Below are 21,959 nucleotides of genomic sequence, written 5' to 3'. Positions count from 1 at the left end.
GCCGGCTCACACCCCCGAGTCGTCGGACGCGCCCACGTCACCGAGGCCGAAGACGTCGAATCCGGAGACGAGCCAGTCGCCCCCGTCCTCCTTGACCGTCACCAGCCACTGGTTGGTCTCGGTCGTGGTCTGCCCGCCCGCCGTATAGGTGGAGGTCACCTCGACCAGGGTGGAGATCGAGCGGCCGCTGTCACGCACCAGGTCGTCCGAGACCAGGGCGTCACGCACCACGACGGCCACCCCCTTGGAGGAGCACTCCTCGGCCTGGCAGGTCGCCCACTCCTTGCCGGTCGGCAGTGAGGTCGCGGCCTTCATCCGGTCGTCGTCCGTGGTGAGCCGGGCCAGCGGGGCACTCCAGGTCGCGGCACTGCTCGAGTGGTCGTACGTGGTGAGCCCGGCCATGTACTGGACCATCACGGCGTGCGCCTTCAGGGCTTCGGAGGCCGAGACGATCGGGGCGACCGCGGTGTTCTGCGTCGCGCCGCCGCCCGTTCCCTCCCCGGCCGAGCCGGTGTCGCTGCCGCCCGAGGTGGCGGTGGGCGTCGCGGAGCCGCCCTTGGCGTCACCGTCGCCCCCGTCGTCTCCGTTGAAGACGGTGAAGGCGGTGAGCACGGCGATCAGGAGAAGCCCGAGCACCCCCAGGGCCAAGAGCCCCGTGCGCTTGTTCTCCGCAGGCAAGTCCACGTTCCCGCGCCTCCCTTGTGCTGAGCCGGTACGGCGGGTGACCGGGACACGGTAGGGGGAGGCGCAAGCGGGGAGTCGGGGGAATTCCCGGCGGGGAAAGCGGCGCGTCGGCGACGGGAAAGCGGGGAACGACGCCGTGCGGGTCTCCTCACCGCGGCGTCGTTCACCGAACGCGTGCCCGGCCGCCCGCCACGGCGGTCACTCCGGACGCGGGTCCACCGGCAGCGGGTCGAACGGGTACGCCGTATGCCCGTCCTTGGGCGAGCAGGCCGCGAACGGGCCCGAGTCGGCGTCCATCAGCACCCGCAGATGCGGATCGGCGTGGTGCAGCCACCACGTGGACATGCCCAGCGCCGGGTCCTGGCGCAGATGCTCCCAGGCCAGCCAGAGCGCCGACAGACGGGCACCGGCCTCGGGGTGCTCCCACCACCTGGGGCACCAGGTCGCCGAACTGCCGTTGACCCGGCGGCGGATCATCTGCGCGAGATAGTCGGAGACGAAGACGAAGACGTCCGCGAAGTAGAACTCCGGCTCCTCGGAGCCCTCTGCGGTGCCGGACATCAAGGCCCCTCATCCGTCGGTCGGTTCGGTCGGTTCGCGGGCGTCGCGTCACCGAGTGGCACCCGGCCGCGCCCGCGCCATCAGGTCAGGACGATACCGAGCAGCAGCAGGACGACCACCACCGCGCCCATCACGATGCGCGCCGTGGGGTCCTCGCGTTCCCACAGGTCGTGGACGACGGCCCAGCCCGTCAGACGCGCGGCCCGGCCGTTGTGGATGTCGGATCCGGACGCCTGCTGCTCCTCCTCCAGGGCCTCCTCGTCCGGTGACGACAGCTCGGGTTCCTCGTCGAACCCGACCGGCATCCCCTGCTGCTCCTGCGCCACCAGGACCATCTGCTCGAGGAGTTCGGGGATCGTGTTCGGCGTGAGGGGATAGGCGAAGGTCCCGTAGGGCGTCTTCACGCACAGGCTGGCCTGCCAGGGGTTACCGGGCTCGTAGCCGTCGATCCAGGCGTGCTCGGCCTGGAAGACCTGCGGGGCCTGGGCCGGCTGCGGTGCCGGTACGGCGGTGGGCGGCGGGGCAGCGGCGGGCGCAGGAGCGGGGACCTGCTGGACCGGTGGAGCCTGGTGGACCTGCGAGGCCTGCGGGGGGATCTCCCAGGGGCGGGGGCCGGGTTGCTCCGGAGGTTGCGGCTGCTGCGGGTACTGCGGCTGCTGCGGGTGCCCGTTGTGGTCGGTCAACTCTCGTCCTTCGCCGGGTCCGTCGGGTCCAGGGGGGTGGTGCCGGGACAGAGGTACCCGGCGACCTCGGGCACACGCGCCCAGCGCATTGTGGGCCCAGGGCGGGTCGGTACGGCACGGCACCTTCCCGCCGTGTCCCTGACAGTTTTCCCGGCCGGTTTCCTCATGGCCACGGCATCGGGAATTCCCGGCGTCCCGGCGAGGAAAACGAGACCGGTCCGGTGACAGGTCTTTGTCACACTGCCAAGCGCACCTGGCCGGGCCAGGGCCCGTCGTGCGGTGCGGTCGTGAACCCGCCCAGGCGGACGGGGAACCGACTCGCTGGAGTAACCGACTCGATGACAGACCACAACAGCCCTGCTGGCGCGGTCGGCGAAGGCCAGCCCTCGGGGCAGCCCGGGCCCTTCGGTCCTTCCCAGCAGCCACCGCAGCACGCGTGGCAGGGGCAGGGGAACCAGGCTCCCGCCCCGCAGCAGCCTTCCGCCCCGCAGCAGCCGCAGCCACTGCCCTCCGACGCGGCCCGCGCCCAGGTCGCCGCCGCATGGGTGCGCAGCACGCCCCGTGCGGGGCAGGCCGCCGTGCCGTCGCTGCCGCCGCGCGAGACGCGGCCCCAGGGCGAGTCGAAGAAGGAGAAGCGCGAGCGCGAGCGGGCTGCGCGCAAGGCGGCGTACGAGCAGAAGAAGGCGGAGAAGGAGCAGCGCAAGCGCGGCGGTGCGGCCAGGCCCGCCGCGGCCACCGCGCCGAGCCCTTCGTCCGCTCCCACCGCCCAGCACGCTCCGGTCTCCCAGCACACTCCCGTCCACGGACACCAGGCCGCCGCACCGGCCCCGTCCGCCGCGTCGCCGGCCCCCGCGCCGGGCGCGGGCTCCACCGCCCCGGCCGGCGGCGGACTCCACCCCGGCCACCCCGGCCACTCCGTCCCGAAGCCCCTCCCCGCGCGCGACTTCGACGTGCCCAAGCCGGGTGGCCGTATCTCCGGAGGCGGACGGCGTACGCACGTCGCCCTCCGTGCCACCCTGCTGATCACGACCTGTGTCTTCGCGCTGGGCTCGTGCGGCGTGATGGGACTGGTGATCGGCAAGTCGTCCGGCACCACCACCGCCGGCCTGGACGCATCGGACGCCAACCGGTACCGCCTCACCGAGTTCCCCACCGAGCAGGCGGCGGCCTTCGCGGAGCAGTACGCGCAGCTCTGCATGACGTTCTCCCCGGACACCTCGTCCGCCCGCCGCACCGACCTGGCCCGCTATGCCTCCGCCGGTGTCGATCCCGACTGCGGCTGGAGCGGCGAGGGCACCAGCAAGGCCGTCTCCGTCACCTGGGACGGCACCGCCGAGAAGCTTCCCGAGTACGGCGACCACGGCCGCTACCTCGGGGTCCAGGTGCGTACCGAGGACGGCACGCTCACCACGCTGACCGTCCCTGTGTACGTACAGAACCTCGCGACGGGCGAGGGCATGCGCGTCTCCGGCGACGTGGGCCAGATGCCGCTGCCGGCCGCCGCGGACGTGCCCGAGGTCGACCAGGGCGACGAGGTCGTGGACGACACCTTGTCCACGCAGCTCCAGAAGGAGGTGCTGCCGGGCTACTTCGAGGCCTGGGGCGCCTCGAACGCCACGGCCATGGCCCGCTTCCTCACTCCGGACGCGACCCTGACGGCCACCACCGGCCTCGCCGGGCGCCTGACGGCCCCGCAGATCGGCACCGTCGTCGCGCTCGTCCCGGCGAGCGCCCAGAACAGCAAGCCGTACACCTACGACTCGGGGCAGGCCGTCCAGGTGCGCGTGGCCGTCGACTGGACCGACTCCAAGGGCGTCGCCGTCCGCCGGGCCTACCGGATGACGATCGTCAACACGGCGCAGGGCTGGTTCGTCAAGGACGTCCGGGGCGGGGTGCTCGACGCCGAAGGCGGCCGGGCCGACAGCGACAGCGACAGCGCGACAGGAACGGCGTCGCCCTCGGCCGGCTCCTCGGGGGCGCCCTCGCCCTCGGCACCGGCCTCGGCACCCGTCCCGTCGTCCCCGGCCAAGCCCGGCAAGTCCTGACCGGCGCGGGCCGTCCCGCCCCGTACCACTCACCGCCGTACCACCACCCGAGAGGAACCACCATGTACCAGGCCGCCGGTACGACCCTGAACGACATGTTCGGGCAGATCGAGGACATCCTGCGCAACGCGGGCACCATGGTCGCCGTCATCGCCCTGCTCATCCTCGGCATCCGCATGCTCCTGTCGATGAAGCGCGGCGACGGCATGCGCGAGGCCTTCCAGGGGTTCGGCATGATCGCGCTGGCCGCCCTGATCATCGGTGGCGCCGGTGGTCTCGCGGGCGTCCTGATCGGCCTCGGCAGCCAGATCGGCGGCGGCAACTGACGGACCGCGCGGGGCCATGCCCCTCGTACCGTCAGCCGCCGTCCCTATAGGGGGAGTTCGCAGTCATGAGCCAGGAGGCACCACCCGAGCCGCTGGTCGCGTACGACCACACCGACCTGGTCAACCGCCCCAAGCGGATCTGGAACTGGGGCAACATCCCGCTGCCGGGCCTGCTGCTGCCCGCGCTGGGCGCCGCCTTCGGCTTCGGACTGGTCTGGCTCGTCACCCTGTTCACCGTGTCGGCGTTCCTGCCCTTCCTCGGCATGTCGATGTGGACGTCGATCCTCTACTTCGGACCGCCGTTCGCCGTCTACTTCGTCTGGGGAAGGCCCCTGCCCTCCGCGCTCACGCTGAGCCAGCAGATCGTGGTGTGGACCGACTGGTGGTTCCAGCCCAAGCGCCTGCAAGGCCTCTCCGCCGACCAGGAGCCGGAACATCTGCACTGGCAGGTCATCCTCTTCACCCCCGGCTCGCCTCGCTGGCAGGCCCGCTACGACGCCGCGCGCCGGGTCGCCGCCGAGCGCGGCAGCGCGTTCGCCGCCGCCAGGCGCTGACCCCGCGCTCACCCCACTTTCCGATGACTACCGCAGGATGAGTCCTCCATGTTCATGTTGATCCTCTTGGGCGGGGCGGCCGCCTTCTTCGTGGTCGCCATGATCATGGCCGCCTCGTCGAGCAAGAAGAACGGCCAGGGCGGTCAGGGCGGCTCGAGGCAGTCGTCCTCCTCCCGGTCCAGGCCGTCCGGCTCGTCGGCCGCCGCCCGCCGCGAGGACCTCCGCCTCCCCTACCGCTACGCCGACGACATGATCTTCGTCCACGGCGACTCGGTGTGGACGGGCCTGGTCCTGCCCAACGCCATCGACGAGTACCTGAACGCCGGCGAGCTCCAGGCGATGGCCGAGGGCCCGGCCCGCGGTCTGCTCAACCTCGCCCGCGGCGACCGCAACGTCGAGTGCCACTACCGCAAGGTCTACCAGCCGATCACGGCCATGACCTGGGCGGAGGAGCTCAACGCGATCGCCTGGGAGCCGACCGAGAACTACAAGGCGTACAACCTGCGCAAGGCCGAGTACCAGGAGCGCATCGGCGCCAAGCGGGAGCGCAACATCCTGCTGGTGAAGCTGGGTTCACTGAAGCGCACCAGCGGCGGCAGCGGTGTGCTCGCCCAGGACGACGAGCCGTACGACGAGCCCGGGCTGCTGCGCGGTGTGCGCGGCGCCGCCGACCAGGCCGCCGCCACCGCGACCGGCGTCACCGACGAGTACCTCTCCCCGCACGTCCTCGCCGAGTGGACGCAGACGGCCGTCGAGGTCCACGAGAGCCTGGAGGGCCTCAAGGGCACCCCGCTCAGCCGCGAGGAGCTCGTCTGGCTGATCCGCAAGCCGCTCCACGGTGACCTCCCGGTCCCGCCGGAGCCGGTGCTCGGCTCGCGCGCGTGGGGCCCGAACCAGTTCGACCTGGTCGTCGACTTCTCCGGCGAGAACCGCAAGACGCACATCGTGCTGAACCAGTACGACGAGGAGACGGGCGAGCAGCAGACCAGCTACACGACCACCCTCGTCGCCGCCAACTGGCCGGCCGAGACCCGCTTCCGCCAGTCGACCGCGTGGGCGCGCTACGCCGCCCAGCACGTGGACTTCCCCGTCGAGATCGACATGCGGTTCACGCTCATCCCGTACCTGAAGTTCAAGGACCGCGCCGACAAGATCCGCGGCAACCTGGTCGACGAGATGAACGACATGGCCAACTCCGGCCGCAGCCCCGACACGAAGCTCGGCACCCAGGTGACCCGCGCCCAGGAGCTCGTCGACGACATCGAAGAGCACAAGATGCCGGGCATGGAGGCGCAGATCCGCTTCACGATCTCGGCGCACGACGTGAAGGAGCTGGAACGCCGCCGCCGTGTCCTGGAGATGCAGTTCAAGCAGGACCTGAAGGTCACGCTGCTGCGTCCGACGCGTCAGCAGTGGCGTCTGCTCCAGTCTCAACTGCCGGGTGACGCACCCAAGTTGCCGATCGCTCCCTATCTGCGGCTCCAGGAGGTGGAGCAGCTCGGCGCCGGACTGCCCACCGCCGGCACGGAGCTGGGCGACAACCCCGAGCAGCGGTCGGGCAAGCGGCTCGGCTGGGTCGGCAACCTGGTCGGCTGGGCGGGCAAGATGCCGGTCCACTACTCGCTGCACGTCGGCCCGGCGCGCAACGACGGCGGCGGACTGGCCATCGTCGGCGCCTCCGGCGGTGGCAAGTCGTCCCTCGCCCTTCAGAAGTTCTACGAGGAGTCGGAGGCCGGCGTCCGCTGCCTCGTCATCGACCCGAAGACCGACTTCGCCCAGATGTGCTACTACCTGGCCTTCGGGGCCCAGGTGAACGACCCCGACTTCGCGGCCGACGCGGAGGGGGGCCTGCTGGGCACCCCGGCCAGCAAGTTCCAGCCGGTCAACACGGAGTTCTGGGCCGAGACCGAGGTCGTCGACCTCCTCAAGGGCCAGGCGGGCGTCCTGGACCCGTGGGTGATCGCCCGGGACGTCCCGGCCGGCCGCCTCCTCGCGGAGTCCATGCTCCGCGGCTTCCTCGGCGACGAGGACTACCAGCGCGTACGGCTCCCCGTCATCGAGGGCATGGCGACCGTCATCGGCCGCTACAACTCCGCGATCCGGCAGGCCGTCGAGCAGGGCCTGTCGGCCCGCGACGCCGAACTGGCCGTCCCGCGGCCCACGTTGTGGCAGGTCGTCGACGAGGTCGTGGCGGCGTACGACCTCGCGGTGGCCAGCGGCGACCGCGAGGCCATCAAGGACCTCAAGCTCGCGCAGATGCTCCTCACCGAGCTGCGCACGCTCCCCTACGCCCGGCTCTCCTTCGCGGAGCGCCCGCAGCCGCTGTCCAGCATGCGCAAGCGCCGCACGGTCATCACCCTGCGCGGCTTCCAGTCGCCCGCGGCCTCCGACCCGCGCAGCTGGAACCCGGCGGAGCGCCTCGCGGCGACCGCGCTGATGGCGGTCGTGGAACTGGGCAGCCAGATGCTCGACGTCGGCTACGAGAAGAACCCGGTGACCGGCGAGATCGGTCTGCGCCCCAAGGCGCTCTTCGTCGACGAGGCGTACGTCGTCACGGCGACCGAGTCCGGTCGCGACCTGATGCGCCGCGCCCTGAAGCAGGGCCGCTCCTACCTGGCGGTCACCGTCCTGATCACCCAGCAGGCCATCGACCTGGTGCAGATCGAGGACTCCGAGGCCCGCAGCGGCGGCGCCAACCAGATCCACACGGTCTTCGCCTTCAAGCAGAAGTCGGCGCAGGAGGCGTCCCTGGTCGCCCCGCTGCTGGGCCGCCCGGAGAACGACCCGAAGGTCATCGCGGCCCTCCAGGAGCTCCGCACGGGTGTCTGCCTCCAGCGCGACGTCGACAAGCGCGTCGGCACGGTCGCCGTCGACCTGGTCTTCAAGGAGATCCTCGCCGCGACGGACACCAACGGCACCACCCGCCCCGCCCGCCAGGGCGTCAACCCACCCCTGAACGTCTGGGACTGGACCTTCCTCCAGGAGGCCGAGGAGGACCCGGCACGGCATGCGAGCCCTGCGCAGGAGACCACGACGGCGACGGTGACGGCATGACACGCCGCACCGGCACCACCGACCCGCACACCCACCGAGGAGTCCGTTCCACCGTGCGCCTGTCCACAAGCCTCGCGACCGGGGCCGCGGCCCTCACTCTGCTCGTCACGCTGAGCGGGTGCGGATCGGACTCGGATTCGGGGTCGGGGGCCAAGACCGGCGCGGACTCCGTCTTCGGCTCGGACGGCAGCGCCGACGGCGGCTCGGTGACCGGTGGGGGCGACTCCAGCGGACAGTCCACGGCCGACGGCCTGCCCAGGGCGTCGGATGCGGCCTCCGTCGCCGAGTACCTGAACCGGTACACCCCCTGCCAGGACGTGGCGACGGGCGACGACTACGACGCTCAGGACGACGGCGAGGCCTGGGGAACGGACGAGGCTGAGGACCCGGCCTGGGGCATCGAGGAGCGCGCCGTGTGCACGGACGGGTCGGGCGGGCCCATCGCGCTGCTCATAGCCCCCGACATGAAGAAGTTCCAGACCGCCGCCAAGTCGAGCGGCGACAAGTTCCTGGTCGGGGAGGACTTCGCGGTCGTTCCGGTCGGTGACGAGGCGATCCGCAGCCTCCAGCCGTCCGGCCTGCGGTTCCTGACCTGTGAGGCGGACCTCGCGGTGCCGAGCGGCTTCGAGAAGGAGCCGGCCCTCGTGGACGGCTGTGTCCTGACCAACTACGTCCCCGAGTAAGGCGAGTACCACCATGCGACTCAGGCGAGCGATCACCGTCGGCGCCCTTCTCCTCATGTCGGCGTCGATGACGGCCTGCGGCGGCGATGACGACAAGGGCAGCGGAAACAGCGACGGCGACGGCAGGACCGGCGCGAGCGCGAGCGGCGGCAAGGGCGGCAGCGGCGGAGCGGCAGGCACGAAGCTGCCCGAGGCCTCGGACATGGCGTCGATCGCGTACTACCTCAACCAGTACGGGTCCTGCCTGGATCTGACACCGGGCGCCGAGTACGACGACTCCTCCCTGGCCGACCACGACCCCGCCTGGGGCGACGAGAACATGACCCGCGACGCCGCCTGGGGCATCAAAGAACGGGCCGTCTGCCGCGACAACTATGACGACTCCAGCACGCTGCTCCTGCTGTCGGACATGAAGAAGTTCCAGACCTCGATGCACGCCAAGAACTACGGATCCATCCTGATCGGCAAGGACTTCGCGGTGGCGCCGGGCGGCACCGAGACGAGCGAGGACCTGAAGGCCTCGGGCCTCGTGGTCCTGTCGTGCGACGCGGAACGCAAGATCCCCAGCGGCTACAAGCAGGAGCCCGCGCAGGTGGACGGATGCGTCCTCACGAACTACTACGCCAACTGATCCCTCCGAAGGGCATCTCATGCTGACCCGCATCCGGCCGCGCTCCGGCCGTCCGGCACGGACCCGGACGAGGCGCTCCCTGCGCGAGAAAGTCATCAGCACCGGCGTCGCCGCGCGGGCCGTGCTGTTCCTGGTGCTGGGGGTGATCGCGCTCTCGTTCTCCGCTCCGCAGCAGGCGCAGGCCCTCTTCGACACCTGCGACTGGGCGCAGCAGAGCATCAACCAGAAGGCCGACATGCCCGGGCCCGCCGCGGAGAACATCTTCCCCTCGGTGAAGCAATGGGACGGCAAGCGCGAACTCGTGGCCGGGGCGACGAAGCTGGAAGGCCCCGCGTCGAACTACACGCTGTACGAACTCAGCGCCATGCGTGGCCTCAACTGGGCCGCGACCCAGCAGAGCCAGCACGACGCGAAGCAGGGCGACCGCGGACAGGCCGCCGATGACGACGAGTGCAGCCTCCAGAACGAGATCTACAACAGCATCGCCCAGGCCATCTTCGACCTGAGCAAGATCATGAGCCGGGCCGCGATCAGCATCAAGGAGATCTCCTCCAACCCCAGCCCGCTGGCCGCCCTCTACGACGGCACGGTCTCGGGCGACGACAGCGTCGTCGACCGGCTGAACAACGGCGTCTTCAAGCTCGCCGTGCCCACCATGATCCTGCTCACCGGCCTCTGGGTGTTCGGCAAATGGCGCAAGGGCGACATGCGTGAGGTCTGGTCGGGTGTCGGCTGGGCCGCGTTCGTCGTCATCGCCGTGTCGGCGTTCCTCGTCAACGGGAACTACGTGGCCGTGGTCGAGACGGCCGACTCGGGAATCGCGCAGGGGAACGCCGCCCTGACCGAGGCCGTGCTGGACGGCGCGATCGACGGCGTCGACCCGCCCTGCGACCTGCCCGACAACGCACCGCAGCGCGGCATGCGCATCTCCAGCTGCGCCATGTACGACACCCTCGCGTTCCGCCCGTGGGCCATCGGCCAGTTCGGTGACCCCGGCAAGGCGCGCATGGAGTACAAGAGCGACCAGAAGTGCGACTTCGGTACGGAGAAGCGCTGCGGCGACCTACGGGTCAAGCAGGTCATCGTCCAGTCGGTGACGAACATCGAGTACTACCAGCACCCCTCACCGGTCGAGATCGAGGAGAACGAAAAGGGCGACATCATCAAGGCGAAGGAGAACCAGTACGGCGAGCTGCGCCACTGGATCGCCGAGCACGAGGATGCCCGCGTCTATGAGCAGTGGTCCGGCGACAAGCCCTCCAACCGCATCAGCATCGGCGTCTACGCACTGGTCGCCTCCCTGATCGTCGGCCTGATGGTGGTCGTGCTCAGCGCTCTGACGCTGCTGTGGCACGCGGTCACGCTCATCATGGTGATCCTGCTGCCCCTGGTCGCGATCATCTCGATCCACCCGACCCAGCAGAAGCTGCTGCGGGGCTGGTGGCAGACCTTCGTGCACAGCTTCGTGCTGCGCGCCGGGTTCGGCGTGATCCTCACGATCCTGCTGCTCTTCTACCAGCTGATCCTGCCGCTCCAGATCCCGCTGGGCATGCAGCTGCTGATGCTGCTGCTCGTCACGATCGCCGTGATCATGCTGCTCAAGAACCTGCTGTCCGGGAAGTTCAGCCCGCAGGTCCAGGGGGCGGACGACGCTCTCGGTGTCGGAGACATGGCCGGCAAGGTGACCGCGATGGCGCCGGGGCTCGCCGCGTCCACTGCCCGTACCAGCGGCCGCGTCGCGAGCACCACGGCCAAGGGCACGGCTCGCACGATCGGCGGCGCGGCGCGAGTGGGGGACAAGGTCGCTTTCGGCGGCAAGTACCGGGACAGGTTGCAGCAGAAGGGCTGGATCGGTCAGTCCAAGCGTGAGCAGCGCCAGACGTCCCACCAGAGCGCGAAGATGACCAAGAAGAACTACGCGGAGAACTTTCCCGAGCCCGAGCCCAAGGAGTCACCGGCTCCGGAGCAGCCCCGCACCCGGGGCCGCCGCGTCAGCGGCTCCAGCAGTGCGCCGGCTCCGCAGTCCACGACGCCGACCGAGTCCCGTCCGGCACCGGCACCCGCACCGGCGCCCGCACCCGCGGCCGCACCGCAGGCGCCGGCCCCGCGCCCCCGGCCCGCCGACCCGCCGGTGGCCCCCGCTCCGGCGCCCCTGCCGCCCCCGAGGGACCCGCGCGGCCCCAGCGGCCGCGTCTAGTCCCGTCCCGCCGTCCTTCCCCCACCGAGGAGCCACCCGATGCCCGCCCTGACCGCCGACCGAACCCCCGACCAACTGGTCGCGGAACTGGAGCGGCTCATCGGCATCGACTGGCCCACGGTGTGGGCGGGGGTCCCGGAGGACACGGAGAAGCGGACGAGATGGTGCGAGGCCTTCGACTGGCGCCCCATGTGGTTCGAGGGCGGCATGCACGTCCGAACCGTAGAGGGCGGACGCCTGTACCTTGCCACGCTCGCTCCCGGCCGACCGGTGACCCGGATAGAGCACACCGGATGGTCCGCCCGTGCCCGAGACACGGACGAGAACCCCCGGGTCGTTGCCCTGGCGGAGGCCCGCTGGACGGCCTACAGCGCCGCGCTGCTCCGCTTCATGGGTACGCCCCGCTGGGAGGGCATGTGGGACACACCGGACATGCCCGACCTGCCCGGACGTTCGTGGGCCGGGAGGGAAGAACGACTGGAGCAACGGGACCCGTATCGAGTAGCGGTGTGGCGATTCCGCACGCCGGAGGCACCCGTCATCGAGATGAAGCTGGCTTTGGGACTGGGCTCACCGAGAGGTCCGGCTCCGGCCGATGCGAGGATCAGCCTCGCCTGCCACGGTCCCTCCGACCCGGAGGACCGCGGTCCGTCCTGGCTCGGATGACCGGAACCAGCAGGAAGACGAGGAGAGCGACGCGCGATGACGACTCTGAAGACCCAGCGATCTCCCGAGCAGTTCACCGACGAACTGAGGGGACTGGAACATGTGGACTGGCCGTCGGTCTGGTCGGGACCGCCTGGCTACGGTCAAGCGCTCGACGACTGGTGCACCCTCATGGGCTGGAAGGCCGTACCGAGCGAGCGGACGCTGAGCATCGAGACCGTCACCGGCCAGCACATGGCGCTGTACCCGGTCATCGGCGGGGGCTGGGCTCCGGTGGCAAGCCTCTCCTGGACAACCTGGCATCTGCGTGCGGACGACCCTGCCGAGAACGAGACCGTACTGGAACGCTCCGCCGACATGTGGACCGCGTACGAGGCGGCTGCACGCTCGGTGCTCGGTGAGCCCCGGTTCTCCGGGGCCTGGGACGACCCGGCATTTCCCGAGCCGCCGTCCGAGGGCCACTGGCTCATGCCTCGTGAGCTGCGGCTGGAGAACCAGAGTCCCTACCGCCTGGCCATCTGGCCGGCGTCCGGCCCGGAGGGGCGCACGACCGTGCTCTGGGTCAATCTCGGCCTCGCTCCGCTGGCTGGGGAGAAGCGAGGCGCCCTGGTCAAAATCGACTGCTATCCGCCGGAGGCCATGTGAACCAGGAGGCGCTGCCCAACGAGGTCATCGACGCCGCGCGGAAGCTTCGGAACGAAGGGGCCCGGCCGCTGAAGCCCGCGGAGGGCCTGGCGATCGCCCAGAGGCTCAGGGCCGGAGCCATGTCCGCCAACAAGGGGCTCACGGAATACCTCGTCGACTTCGTGCACGAAGAACTCGGCCCTCACGTCACGACGCCCGACCCCGACGTCAAGTCCGCCTTCTGGTCTCACGTCGTCGAGAACCATCCCCACCTGGAGGAGAACGAGACACTCAGCAACGAGTACATCGCCGGCGCCTACACCGCGGCCCAGCCGGAGGGAAGCACTCGTTTCCTTGAGGGCACCCGGGGCGGCAGGGAGCTGGCCGCACTCCGCCTCTGGGACAAGGCGGTTCAAGACGGGCTCAGCCTGGACGAGGAAGAGGGCAGGGCCCTCGCCTCAGCGGCTTGGTCCGCCCTCTCCCAGGAGTACGCCATTGCCACCCAGAGCGAGGCCGCCATCTTCGCGGGGAGCCTCGCTCCCTGGTCGGTGGCTTACCAGACGGAGCTGCCCGAACTCCGCACGGGCACCGGCCTCGACAACATCCACTTCATGTACCCCGTCCCGGAAAGGGATCTCGAAGGCCTCCTGCCGGAGACACAGGCCCTGCTGTCCGAGGACCGCGTCCGCGCCCAGATCCACCACATGCGGTACGAGGACCCGGACGCGAAGCGTGCCAGGACTGCGGAGGCCGGCTATGTGGACCTCACGATGCTCAGGTCCCTGACCACCCCCGAGGCCCAGCGCGCCGCCGTCCTCGATGCGTGCGCACGCGTCGCCCAGCTGGACGGACGCACCGCGGACGTCGAACGGCTCACCGCGGAAGTCCTGTCCCTACGTATTGAGCAGGCACGAGAGACCCCGGCGGCGGAGGACGAGGTAGAACGGGAAGCCCCGCCGGCGGAGGAGCAGACGCCGAAGGCCTCCGCCCCCGCCGTCAGCACCCACGGCCAGTACCTCCCCGGCGTCACGGTCAACGCCAGGACCGGCCCCGCCCCGCTCGAATCGCTCACCCTCCCCACGCCGGAGAAGGCCGCCGTGAGCGCCCACGCCTTCCTGCCCGGTGTCGTCCCGCAGGTGAAGCCGATCGCCGCCCCGGCCGTGAACAGCACCCCCACGGCGGCGCCTCCGGCCCCCGAGCAGTCACGTGACGCAGGGATGGGGGTGTGACCCCGCGCATGGCCGATCCCAAACGCACCCGCCCCGCGCGGTCCGGCACCGTCCGTCCGGACACGGCCGGGTCAACCACTCCTTCGCGTCCCCTCCTCCGCCGTTTCCTCCACCAGGAGAAGAACGACACCTGGGCCGTCCGCCTCCTGCCCCGTATCGTCTTCGGCGTCGCCGCGCTCTACACGGTGATCACCCTCGCCTCGCAGAGCGGCTCCAGCTTCGTCGCCGTCGTCACCGTGCTGCTCCTCGGCCTCGCGCTCTGGGTCCTCCGCCACCGCACCCAGCTGCTCCTCGCGCTCGGGATGAGCATCCTCGCCATCGCCTTCACCGGCTACTTCTCCGCGGTCGGCGACGCGGCCCGCACGAGCGAGGACGCGAACGCCACCGTCACCGGCACGGCCGCCTTCGGCTACTGGGCCCTCGCCGGAATGGCGCTCCTCGGCGCCTGGATGGTGAAGGACCACCCGGGCCGGCGAGGCGTCACCGTCGTGCTCGCGGATGTGATCCTCGTCATCGCGTCCGTCGTCGGGATGTTCCTTCCGGAAGCAGGTGTACCGCTCGGTTTCCTGGGCGTGCTCGGGGTACTGGCGGTACGCGGAAGCCGCGCGAAAGCGGTTGCGGGCCGGGCGGGCCGGGTGTTCGGCCGCCTGCGGACACGCAAAGCCAGTGATCCGACGGACAGTTGAGGCCCGTGTGAACGTTTCGTCTCGTCACTGTGCCAAGTCGGCACACGCTTTGCAGATGCGTTGCACCGGGTTGACGGAACGATTTAGGCTCCCCCCCGATCACGTATCACCACGGGGGACTACACACATGCCTATGGCCAGCCATACGGCGCTGCCCGCGCGTCCCGCGCGCGGGCCGGTACGGGGAACGGGGGCGGGAGCGGGGATCCACACTCCCGACGCCGCCCTCCCCTGCCAGCGCCGACCGGACGTCTTCCAGCACCCGCTGCTGGAGGCACCCGCGGACATTCCGTACACCTCGCCCGAACAGCGCCACCAGCACCTGGTCCTGCTCCGCACCGCCCGTGACCTGTGCGCTTCCTGCCCGTTGTGGGCGGAATGCCTCCAGGACGCCGTCGCCCACGCCGAGCCGTACGGCTACGCGGCGGCGACCACGTTCGACGACCGGCGCTGGATCCGCCGCGCCCTGGGCGTCGGCGACGCCGAGGGCGACCTGCCGACCCACCCGGTGGAGAACGCCGGCGCGGGCCCCGGCGCCGCTTCCGCCGAGACGTCCCGCCGGCTGCTGCGGCTGCGCTCGCGCACCACCGACCCGGCGGCCCGGCACGCCGCCGAGCGCGGCCTTCCGCCACTGGAGCGCATCCTCGACGCGTTCGACGCCCGCCAGGACCAACTGGCCAGGTCACGGCGCGAGTTGCCCGCCATGCCGCGGCAGTTGCACGAGCACACCGCCACACAGCGGGCCCACAGCAACGGCCGCGGCGACGGCTCCGACCACGGCCTCGGCGGCGACGGTCACGACCCCGGCCAGGTCCCCGGACCATCCCACCCCCACGCACACCCGCAGAGCAGGAGCGAGGACATGGCAGCGGCCGAGTCCGGGCAGCGGATCGCCTTCTCGTACGAGGATCCCGCCCAGGCCGTACGACAGGCCCTGCTGGCCCCCCTGATCCGCTCGGCGCTGCCCACCCTCGACGGCCTCGAGCAGCTGGTCGCGATGCTGGCCAGCGTGCCCGGCGGCGAGATCGCGCCGGAGCTGCCGGACACCCTGCGCGGCGCGCGCAAGGCCGTCGAGGCGCTGGCTCCCGAAGCGGACCGGGGCGCCGACGGCTCCGCCGAGACCGTGCGGGACAGCACCGCCCCCCTGCGCGCCCTCACCGGTTCGGTCTCCGTCGAACTCGCCACCACCGACCCGGTGGCGGCGCTGCGCCGCGACTTCCTCGAACCGCTGATGCGCGAACTGGCCGCCTCCCTCGCCAACATGGAGAAGGTCGCGACCATGCTGGCCGCGTCCGGCGCCCCGGACGGCGACGGGATCCCGCTGGAGCCGATACGCACCGCGCTCCAGGGCATCCGCGCCTGCCTTCCGCATCCGGCACTCCCGGTCGCCCCGACGGGCCGGACGTCCGCAGGCACGGGCCGGGCCGCGCCCCTCACCGCGTCCGGCGCCCCCAGCATCCGGGCGGCCGTCGAGACGGCCGTGTCGGGCTTCCCCGGCCCCTTCTCCGCCCGTGACGTCCTGCGCGCGCTCCCGCCCGGCGTCTACGGCGACCCGTCGAAGACGATCAGCAACGTGCTGTCCACCCTGGTCAAGTCGGGCCGCCTGCGGCGCCTGGCCCGCGGCACGTACGCTCGCGCCGTCGACGTCACCGCGGACGTCACCACCGACGGCGCCGCGGACGTCCCCGAGCAGGACGAGGCGCAGAGCGCCTGAGCCGGAACTGATCCGGACCGAGCCGGAAGGAACCCAGAGCCCCGATGACCGAACCGACGCCGCCACCCCCCGCCACGGCGGACGCCCAGGTGCACGTCTTCTCCCCCAACGCCGGCCTGATCGACGGCGTCCCGGTCACCGCCCCGCCCTACGGCGACATCCAGGACGTCGTCCTGTCGATCCTCCAGCAGCGCGCGCAGCAACTGGGCGCCCCCACACCGGCGACCATCACCGACAACCGGTACGGCGGCGCCATCCGCCTCCTGATCCACCCGGACGGCACGACGGAACAACTGGGCTGAGCCCGCCCCGGCGCGCTCCCTCAGCCCCGGGAGCCGGTGTCCCCGGGGGGAGGACTGACGGTGTCGATGTCGGTGAGGATCTGCCGCGTGAGACGGAGTTCGATCTCCAGGATGTCGCGGCGGAACTTCCCCGGATCCTTCTCGTAGCGGGCCCTGCCCGCCTCGGAGGTGAACGCCGATGCGGGAACCGCGTCCTGACCGGCGGGAATGAACTTCAGCACCTCCTCGACGGCGGCCACCGCGTAGGCCACCGCGCCGCGCTGCCTGTGGTGCTCGGCTTCCGGCGAGTTGAGCAGCTTGAGTCCGGCGCGGGCGGAGACGTCCGCCGCCACCGCGGCGAACTCACCGGGGTCGATGATCTCGGACGGCGCCGCGCCTCCGAAGGCGGGCGGAGGCGGGGGAATCTCGTCCGCCATCAAGAAGGCGAAATTCCGGTTGCGTCCGCATTCCCGGCAGGCGCCCTCGTAGACGGCGACGATGTCCTCACCGCGCTGTTCGAGCCGGTGCCGGCGGTCGAAGTCCGTGCTCCCGCACTCGCACGGGTGCAGGTCCATGTACAGGTGGGCTTCCAACGAGGAGCGGGCTCTCAACATGACATGATCCTAGGGCTGTTGTGCGAAGCGAACAGGGAGCGGGCCCGGGGAGGGGCATCACATGGACGGTTGGACCGATCCCCGGGCGGCGATGGGCACACTGCCGCAGTACCCACACGCGCACCAGGACGAACTCGTGTCGGCCGCGGGACGCGGAATGGCCCCGGTGGCCGCCGCGGTCCTCGGGGACGGACTGGTCTCCGTCGACGCGGATCGCACCGACGGACGTCAGTTCTTCGTCCTGACCGACAGCCGGGGAGGCACCGCGACCGTCTGGGTCGACGCCGTCCCCCTGGTGAGGGGGACACTCGCCGACACGGCGACGAACACCACGTCGCAGCACTATGTGATCCGGGTCTCCGACCGGCTGCCGACCCGGATGCTTCACCGGGTGCTGGCGCGCGAACTCGGCGAGCTCATGGCCGTGCGCGAGCGTGCCGCCGAGGGACTGGCGCCCGTGCGGGAGGACTCGCTCCGCGAGGGCACCGAACTCCCCTCGGAACAGGCGCTGTCGGTGGCCGACAGGGGGCGGGTGGGCGAGCTCAACTGGCTCGCGGCGCGCAGCTCGGCTCCCGATGTCTCCCCCGAGCAGCAGGCGCAGGCCCGTGCGGAGTTCTCCGCGCTGCTCGATCCGTACGGCATGCGACCGACCGCGGCCATGAGCGACGAGGAGGCGTTCCGTGCCCAGGAGCGGGCGGCACGTGCGCGGTACAGGGTGGCCTTCGGTTCCCTCTCCACGGAAGCCGTCGGTCTTCTCGACACCCTCGCCCACCCCATCGAAGCCCTCCCTCCCGCGGACGCCACCGCGCTCCGGGCGGCGCGGGACGCCGCTGTCCGGGCCGAGCGGCAGGTCGAGGCGTTCATCGGGCGGCGTGAGATCACCATGCCCATGCCCGGCTACGACCAGAACGGCCTCCCTCTCCCCCGTGACCAGCTGGAACCCGCCGCCGAGCGGTGGGCGCAGTACAGGGAGCAGGTCAGCGAACGGACCGTGGGCGCGCTGGAGGGGCAGCTCGCCGCGGGGCAGTTCCCGCTGCGCAAGGTCGTCATCGGCGGCGGTGCGAGTCTCACCGGGCGGGACCCGGAGGCGCTGCTCGTGGACGCCGCCGGCCGTTGGCACCTGGACCCCGGCAACGGGATCGTGCAGTCGGCGGACCAGGACCGTGACCTCGCGCAGTGGATGGGTGTGGACCCGTACGCGGCGGTCGAGGACCCCCGGCACCGGGTGTCGATCCACGCGGTGCGGGTCTGGGAGGACCAGCTCGCCACCCAGGGCGACGTGGTGAACGGCCGGGCCCGGCTGCGCCTGGGCCTCGGCGGCGAACTCCTCGCCGAGATACGGCCCTCGGGACCGGACGGCCAGGAGAGCGACACCCCGCTGTGGGTGGCGTGCGACGGCACACCGAGCATCGCGACCGGCCTCACCCCGGACGCCGTCCCGGGCATGCCCCGCGGCGCGACCGGCGTGGAGAGCCGCAGTGAGGCCGTTCGGCTGATCGGCGACCGGCTGCGGGAGCTGGAGGGACAGGCCGTGCCGGGCGCGCGCGAGCTGCGGGCCTGGCTGACCCTCGCCGAGCGGGGCGGCGCGGACGCCCGGACGGTGCTCGGCGCCCTGGAGTCGTCGGCGCTGAAGGACGCCCTCATGGACGGTCTGGACGAGGAAACCGGCGCCCGCATGGACAACTGCTTCACCGCCCTCGACTCGACGGGGAAGTGGGAGACGGCACGGGAGGCCGCGCCGGGGCGGGCACTGCTGGGCGACGAGGTCGCCGAGAACCGTTTCGACCCGCGTGCCGCTCAGCACTGGATCATCGCCGGGTCCGGCGGCACCGGCGTCGCCAACGCCGAGATCATCCTGCGGGAGAACCCCGACGCGTACGTCACCATCATCGGCAACGCTCCGCCCGACGCGCTCCGGCACCAGGTCCAGTACCCGGAGATGCTGGAGCGCTACACCACGGGCGAGAACCCCCGGCTGACGATCGGCCGGACCGAGGTGGGCGCGGTCGAGACGTATCAGCACGAGAACGGCGAGACGTGGTTCCAGGCGGACTACGTGATCGAGGCCACCGGTGAGCGGAGAACGGCCCGGGCCGCCGGGTACGTGTGCAGTCTCGGCCGCACCAACCCTCTTCCGCCCGCCCTCCAGGTCCTCGCCGACGAGGTGCGCGACCGGGGCGGCGAGATCTCCGGGGACCTCCAGTTCGACCGGGACGACCAGTACATCGGCTACGGGCTCACGTTCGCCGTCGACGGCAGGGAACACCGCGTCGACGTGGACGGCGCCGCCTCCTGGCAGTTGCCGCGCGAGATCTTCGCCCCGAAGACGGGGGTCCAGGCGGCGCTGAACGAGATGGGTCAGCGCGGTCTGCCGTCCGAGACCGGCAACGCGGCCCCCGGCTTCTCCCCGATCGCCCGCCAGAGCGCCCTGCGCGCACGGGCCGTCGCGGAGGCGGCCGCGGGCGACCCGGACGCCGTACGCCGACTGCCCACCGTCCCGGAACGCTGGCAACGCCCGGACCTGACCCGCCCGTCCACGGTCACGTCCACTGCCCCCGCCCCGGCCCCGGCCCCGGTAGCCATGGCAGCCACGGCGCCCACGGCGGTGACCCCGGCAGTGGAGACAGAGACGGAGACGGAGACAGCAGCGGCGCCGGGGACGCAGGCAGACACCCCTGCCGAACCGACCGCTCAGCCCACGGCGCAACCCACGTCGGAGCCGACCGCACAGCCCGCGCCGGAGGCGTCCGCTCAGCACGCGCCGGAGGCGTCCGCGGGCCGTGGTGCCCCCGCCGCCCCCGCCCCGGGCATCTCCGGCTCGCATCTGTGGCAGATGGGCGTGCACAGGGGCGGTGCCGGCCGTCCGAACGCCCCGGACCGGCAGGAACAGCAGCCCCCGCCGCCCGGCCACGAGCCGCCCGAACCGGGCGTCGGCCTGGACGACTGACCGGCGGGCGCACACCACGCGGAAACGGAGCAGCGGGGCAGCGGGCAGCGGAGCAGGCACGCGGAAACGGCGAGGGGCCCGGAGTCGAAGACTCCGGGCCCCTTGTCCTGCTTGCTTCGCCGCCGCGCTCGACCGGCTTCTCAGTCGGCCGACTGCTGCCGCTTGGGCCGCCAGACCACCAACGCGCTGGTCTGCTGCACCTCCTGGTACGGCACCAGGTCGCGCCGGTAGGAGGCGTGCACGGCGGCCTCCCGCTGCTGCATCGCCGCGGCCGCGCCGTCCAGCGCGGCCTCCAGCTCCGCGGCCCTGGCCTGGAGCGCGGCGACCTGGTTCTCCAGTTCGATGATCCGCTTGATGCCGGCCAGGTTGATGCCCTCGTCCTGGGAGAGGGCCTGCACCGTGCGCAGCAGCTCGATGTCGCGGGCCGAGTAGCGACGGCCCCGGCCGGCGGTGCGGTCGGGCGACACCAGGCCCAGACGGTCGTACTGACGCAGGGTCTGCGGGTGCAGGCCGGAGAGCTGGGCCGCCACCGAGATGACGTAGACCGGAGTCTCCTGAGTCAGTTCATACGGGTTACGCCGACGGCCGTCCATCACTCTCAAGCTCCCTTCGCGGCCTCGAACAGCTCCGCCCGCGGGTCCTCGCCCGCGGTCGCCTCGCGATACGCCTCCAGTGCGTCACGAGCCTTCCCCGACAGGTCCTTCGGGACACTCACCTCGACGGTGACCAACAGGTCGCCGCGGGTGCCGTCCTTGCGGACCGCGCCCTTGCCCCGCGCCCGCATGGTACGGCCGTTGGGGGTGCCGGGGGGGAGCTTCAGCGTCAGGGACGGTCCCCCGAGCGTCGGCACCCGGACCTCGCCGCCGAGCGCGGCCTCCGTGAACGTCACGGGGACGGTCACCGTCAGGTTGTCGTCCTTGCGGCCGAACACCGGGTGGGCGCCGACGTGGACGACGACGTACAGGTCGCCCGACGGGCCGCCCCGCTCGCCCGGGGCGCCCTTGCCGCGCAGCCGGATGCGCTGGCCGTCCGTCACCCCGGCGGGGATGCGGACCTGCATGGTCCTGGACGACTTCGCGCGCCCGCTGCCCTTGCAGTCCAGACAGGGGTGTTCGGCGATCAGGCCCCGGCCCTTGCAGTCCGGGCAGGGGTCGGTCAGCGAGAAACCGCCGCCCGAGCCCCGCGCCACCTGGCCGGTGCCCACGCACGTGGGGCAGACCCGCGGGGTGCCGTTCTTGTCGCCGGTCCCCGAACACGCCTTGCAGGGAGCCTGCGAGGACATGCGCAGCGGGACCGTCGCGCCCTCGATGGCCTCCGTGAAGCTCAGGGTGACCTCGGTGTCGATGTCCTGGCCGCGCCGGGGCTGGGTACGGGTCGGGCCGGCGCCGCCGCGGTTGAACAGGCCGCCGAAGACGTCCCCGATACCGCCGCCGAAGCCGCCCTGGGCACCTCCGCCCTGGGCACCGCCTCCGAAGAGGTCTCCCAGGTCGAAGTTGAAGGAGCCGCCCGCGCCCGGGCCCGGGCGGAAGCCGCCGTTGCCGAAGAGGGCGCGCGCGTCGTCGTACTCCTTGCGCTTCTTGGGGTCGCCGAGGACGTCGTTCGCCTCGGAGATCTCCTTGAAGCGCTCCTCCGCCTTGGTGTTGCCCTTGTTGGCGTCCGGGTGGAACTCGCGGGCGAGCTTCCGGTACGCCTTCTTGATCTCGGCCTCGGTGGCGTCCTTGGGGACGCCGAGGACCTTGTAGAAGTCCTTCTCGACGAAGTCCTTGGTGCTCATCCTCGA

General features: G+C 71.5%; 20 protein-coding genes. 14 read left to right on the top strand and 6 right to left on the bottom strand.

The window, feature by feature from the left end:
- Positions 1 to 6: 6 nt before the first annotated feature.
- From Saso_RS19810 to Saso_RS19800, 3 genes are all read right to left on the bottom strand, one after another.
- The gene (locus Saso_RS19810; protein ID WP_189927082.1) at positions 7 to 684 is read right to left on the bottom strand and encodes a hypothetical protein; all 678 of its coding nucleotides are present in this window, start codon (positions 682 to 684) and stop codon (positions 7 to 9) included.
- Between the two features lie 198 nt (positions 685 to 882).
- Positions 883 to 1,245 carry a DUF4913 domain-containing protein gene (locus Saso_RS19805; protein ID WP_189927083.1) on the bottom strand — a complete coding sequence of 121 codons (363 nt, stop codon included), beginning with the start codon at positions 1,243 to 1,245 and terminating at the stop codon, positions 883 to 885.
- 80 nt (positions 1,246 to 1,325) lie between these two features.
- Positions 1,326 to 1,928, bottom strand: coding sequence for a hypothetical protein (locus Saso_RS19800; RefSeq protein WP_229901492.1), 603 nt, complete (start codon positions 1,926 to 1,928; stop codon positions 1,326 to 1,328).
- Positions 1,929 to 2,266: 338 nt separating this feature from the next.
- Between Saso_RS19800 and Saso_RS19795 the strand changes: the two genes are divergently transcribed.
- The 13 genes from Saso_RS19795 (at position 2,267) to Saso_RS19735 (ending at position 16,639) form a co-directional block, all read left to right on the top strand.
- Entirely contained in the window at positions 2,267 to 3,973 is a 1,707-nt protein-coding gene (locus Saso_RS19795) for a conjugal transfer protein (RefSeq protein ID WP_189927084.1), read from the top strand.
- 62 nt (positions 3,974 to 4,035) lie between these two features.
- On the top strand, positions 4,036 to 4,299 hold the full coding sequence (locus Saso_RS19790) for a TrbC/VirB2 family protein (RefSeq protein ID WP_189927085.1): 264 nt from the start codon (positions 4,036 to 4,038) through the stop codon (positions 4,297 to 4,299).
- Between the two features lie 65 nt (positions 4,300 to 4,364).
- A complete protein-coding gene (locus Saso_RS19785; RefSeq protein ID WP_189927086.1) occupies positions 4,365 to 4,853 on the top strand; it encodes a hypothetical protein in 489 nt (162 codons plus the stop codon).
- 48 nt (positions 4,854 to 4,901) lie between these two features.
- A complete protein-coding gene (locus Saso_RS19780) occupies positions 4,902 to 7,907 on the top strand; it encodes an ATP-binding protein (protein ID WP_189927087.1) in 3,006 nt (1,001 codons plus the stop codon).
- Positions 7,904 to 8,590 (top strand): hypothetical protein, encoded by a 687-nt coding sequence (locus Saso_RS38320; RefSeq protein ID WP_229901493.1) that lies wholly within the window; start codon positions 7,904 to 7,906, stop codon positions 8,588 to 8,590. Before Saso_RS19780 ends, Saso_RS38320 begins: the two co-directional genes overlap by 4 nt.
- A gap of 13 nt (positions 8,591 to 8,603) precedes the next feature.
- Complete coding sequence (locus Saso_RS19770; protein WP_189927088.1) at positions 8,604 to 9,221, top strand: hypothetical protein; 618 nt, start codon at positions 8,604 to 8,606, stop codon at positions 9,219 to 9,221.
- A 19-nt stretch (positions 9,222 to 9,240) separates the two neighbouring features.
- Positions 9,241 to 11,418 (top strand): hypothetical protein, encoded by a 2,178-nt coding sequence (locus tag Saso_RS19765; RefSeq protein ID WP_189927089.1) that lies wholly within the window; start codon positions 9,241 to 9,243, stop codon positions 11,416 to 11,418.
- Positions 11,419 to 11,457: 39 nt separating this feature from the next.
- Positions 11,458 to 12,084, top strand: coding sequence for a hypothetical protein (locus Saso_RS19760; protein WP_189927090.1), 627 nt, complete (start codon positions 11,458 to 11,460; stop codon positions 12,082 to 12,084).
- 36 nt (positions 12,085 to 12,120) lie between these two features.
- On the top strand, positions 12,121 to 12,729 hold the full coding sequence (locus Saso_RS19755; RefSeq protein WP_189927091.1) for a hypothetical protein: 609 nt from the start codon (positions 12,121 to 12,123) through the stop codon (positions 12,727 to 12,729).
- Complete coding sequence (locus tag Saso_RS19750) at positions 12,726 to 13,937, top strand: hypothetical protein (RefSeq protein ID WP_229901494.1); 1,212 nt, start codon at positions 12,726 to 12,728, stop codon at positions 13,935 to 13,937. Before Saso_RS19755 ends, Saso_RS19750 begins: the two co-directional genes overlap by 4 nt.
- A gap of 8 nt (positions 13,938 to 13,945) precedes the next feature.
- Positions 13,946 to 14,623, top strand: a complete 678-nt coding sequence (locus Saso_RS19745) for a hypothetical protein (RefSeq protein ID WP_229901495.1) — start codon at positions 13,946 to 13,948, stop codon at positions 14,621 to 14,623.
- 133 nt (positions 14,624 to 14,756) lie between these two features.
- Positions 14,757 to 16,337, top strand: coding sequence for a WhiB family transcriptional regulator (locus Saso_RS19740; protein WP_189927092.1), 1,581 nt, complete (start codon positions 14,757 to 14,759; stop codon positions 16,335 to 16,337).
- A 44-nt stretch (positions 16,338 to 16,381) separates the two neighbouring features.
- Positions 16,382 to 16,639 carry a hypothetical protein gene (locus tag Saso_RS19735; RefSeq protein ID WP_189927093.1) on the top strand — a complete coding sequence of 86 codons (258 nt, stop codon included), beginning with the start codon at positions 16,382 to 16,384 and terminating at the stop codon, positions 16,637 to 16,639.
- Between the two features lie 20 nt (positions 16,640 to 16,659).
- Here the strand turns inward: Saso_RS19735 and Saso_RS19730 are convergent, their stop codons facing one another.
- On the bottom strand, positions 16,660 to 17,232 hold the full coding sequence (locus Saso_RS19730) for a hypothetical protein (RefSeq protein WP_189927094.1): 573 nt from the start codon (positions 17,230 to 17,232) through the stop codon (positions 16,660 to 16,662).
- A gap of 61 nt (positions 17,233 to 17,293) precedes the next feature.
- Between Saso_RS19730 and Saso_RS19725 the strand changes: the two genes are divergently transcribed.
- Entirely contained in the window at positions 17,294 to 20,179 is a 2,886-nt protein-coding gene (locus tag Saso_RS19725) for a PT domain-containing protein (protein WP_189927095.1), read from the top strand.
- Between the two features lie 140 nt (positions 20,180 to 20,319).
- Here Saso_RS19725 and Saso_RS19720 read toward each other — a convergent pair whose 3' ends face one another.
- On the bottom strand, positions 20,320 to 20,772 hold the full coding sequence (locus Saso_RS19720) for a heat shock protein transcriptional repressor HspR (RefSeq protein ID WP_189927096.1): 453 nt from the start codon (positions 20,770 to 20,772) through the stop codon (positions 20,320 to 20,322).
- 5 nt (positions 20,773 to 20,777) lie between these two features.
- On the bottom strand, positions 20,778 to 21,953 hold the full coding sequence (gene dnaJ, locus Saso_RS19715) for a molecular chaperone DnaJ (protein WP_189927097.1): 1,176 nt from the start codon (positions 21,951 to 21,953) through the stop codon (positions 20,778 to 20,780).
- Positions 21,954 to 21,959: the final 6 nt, after the last annotated feature.

Source organism: Streptomyces asoensis, from assembly GCF_016860545.1.
In the GTDB taxonomy this organism is placed as follows: Bacteria; Actinomycetota; Actinomycetes; order Streptomycetales; family Streptomycetaceae; genus Streptomyces; species Streptomyces asoensis.
Note: the sequence above shows the minus strand (reverse complement) of the source record. Positions and strands in the feature narration are given on the sequence as shown.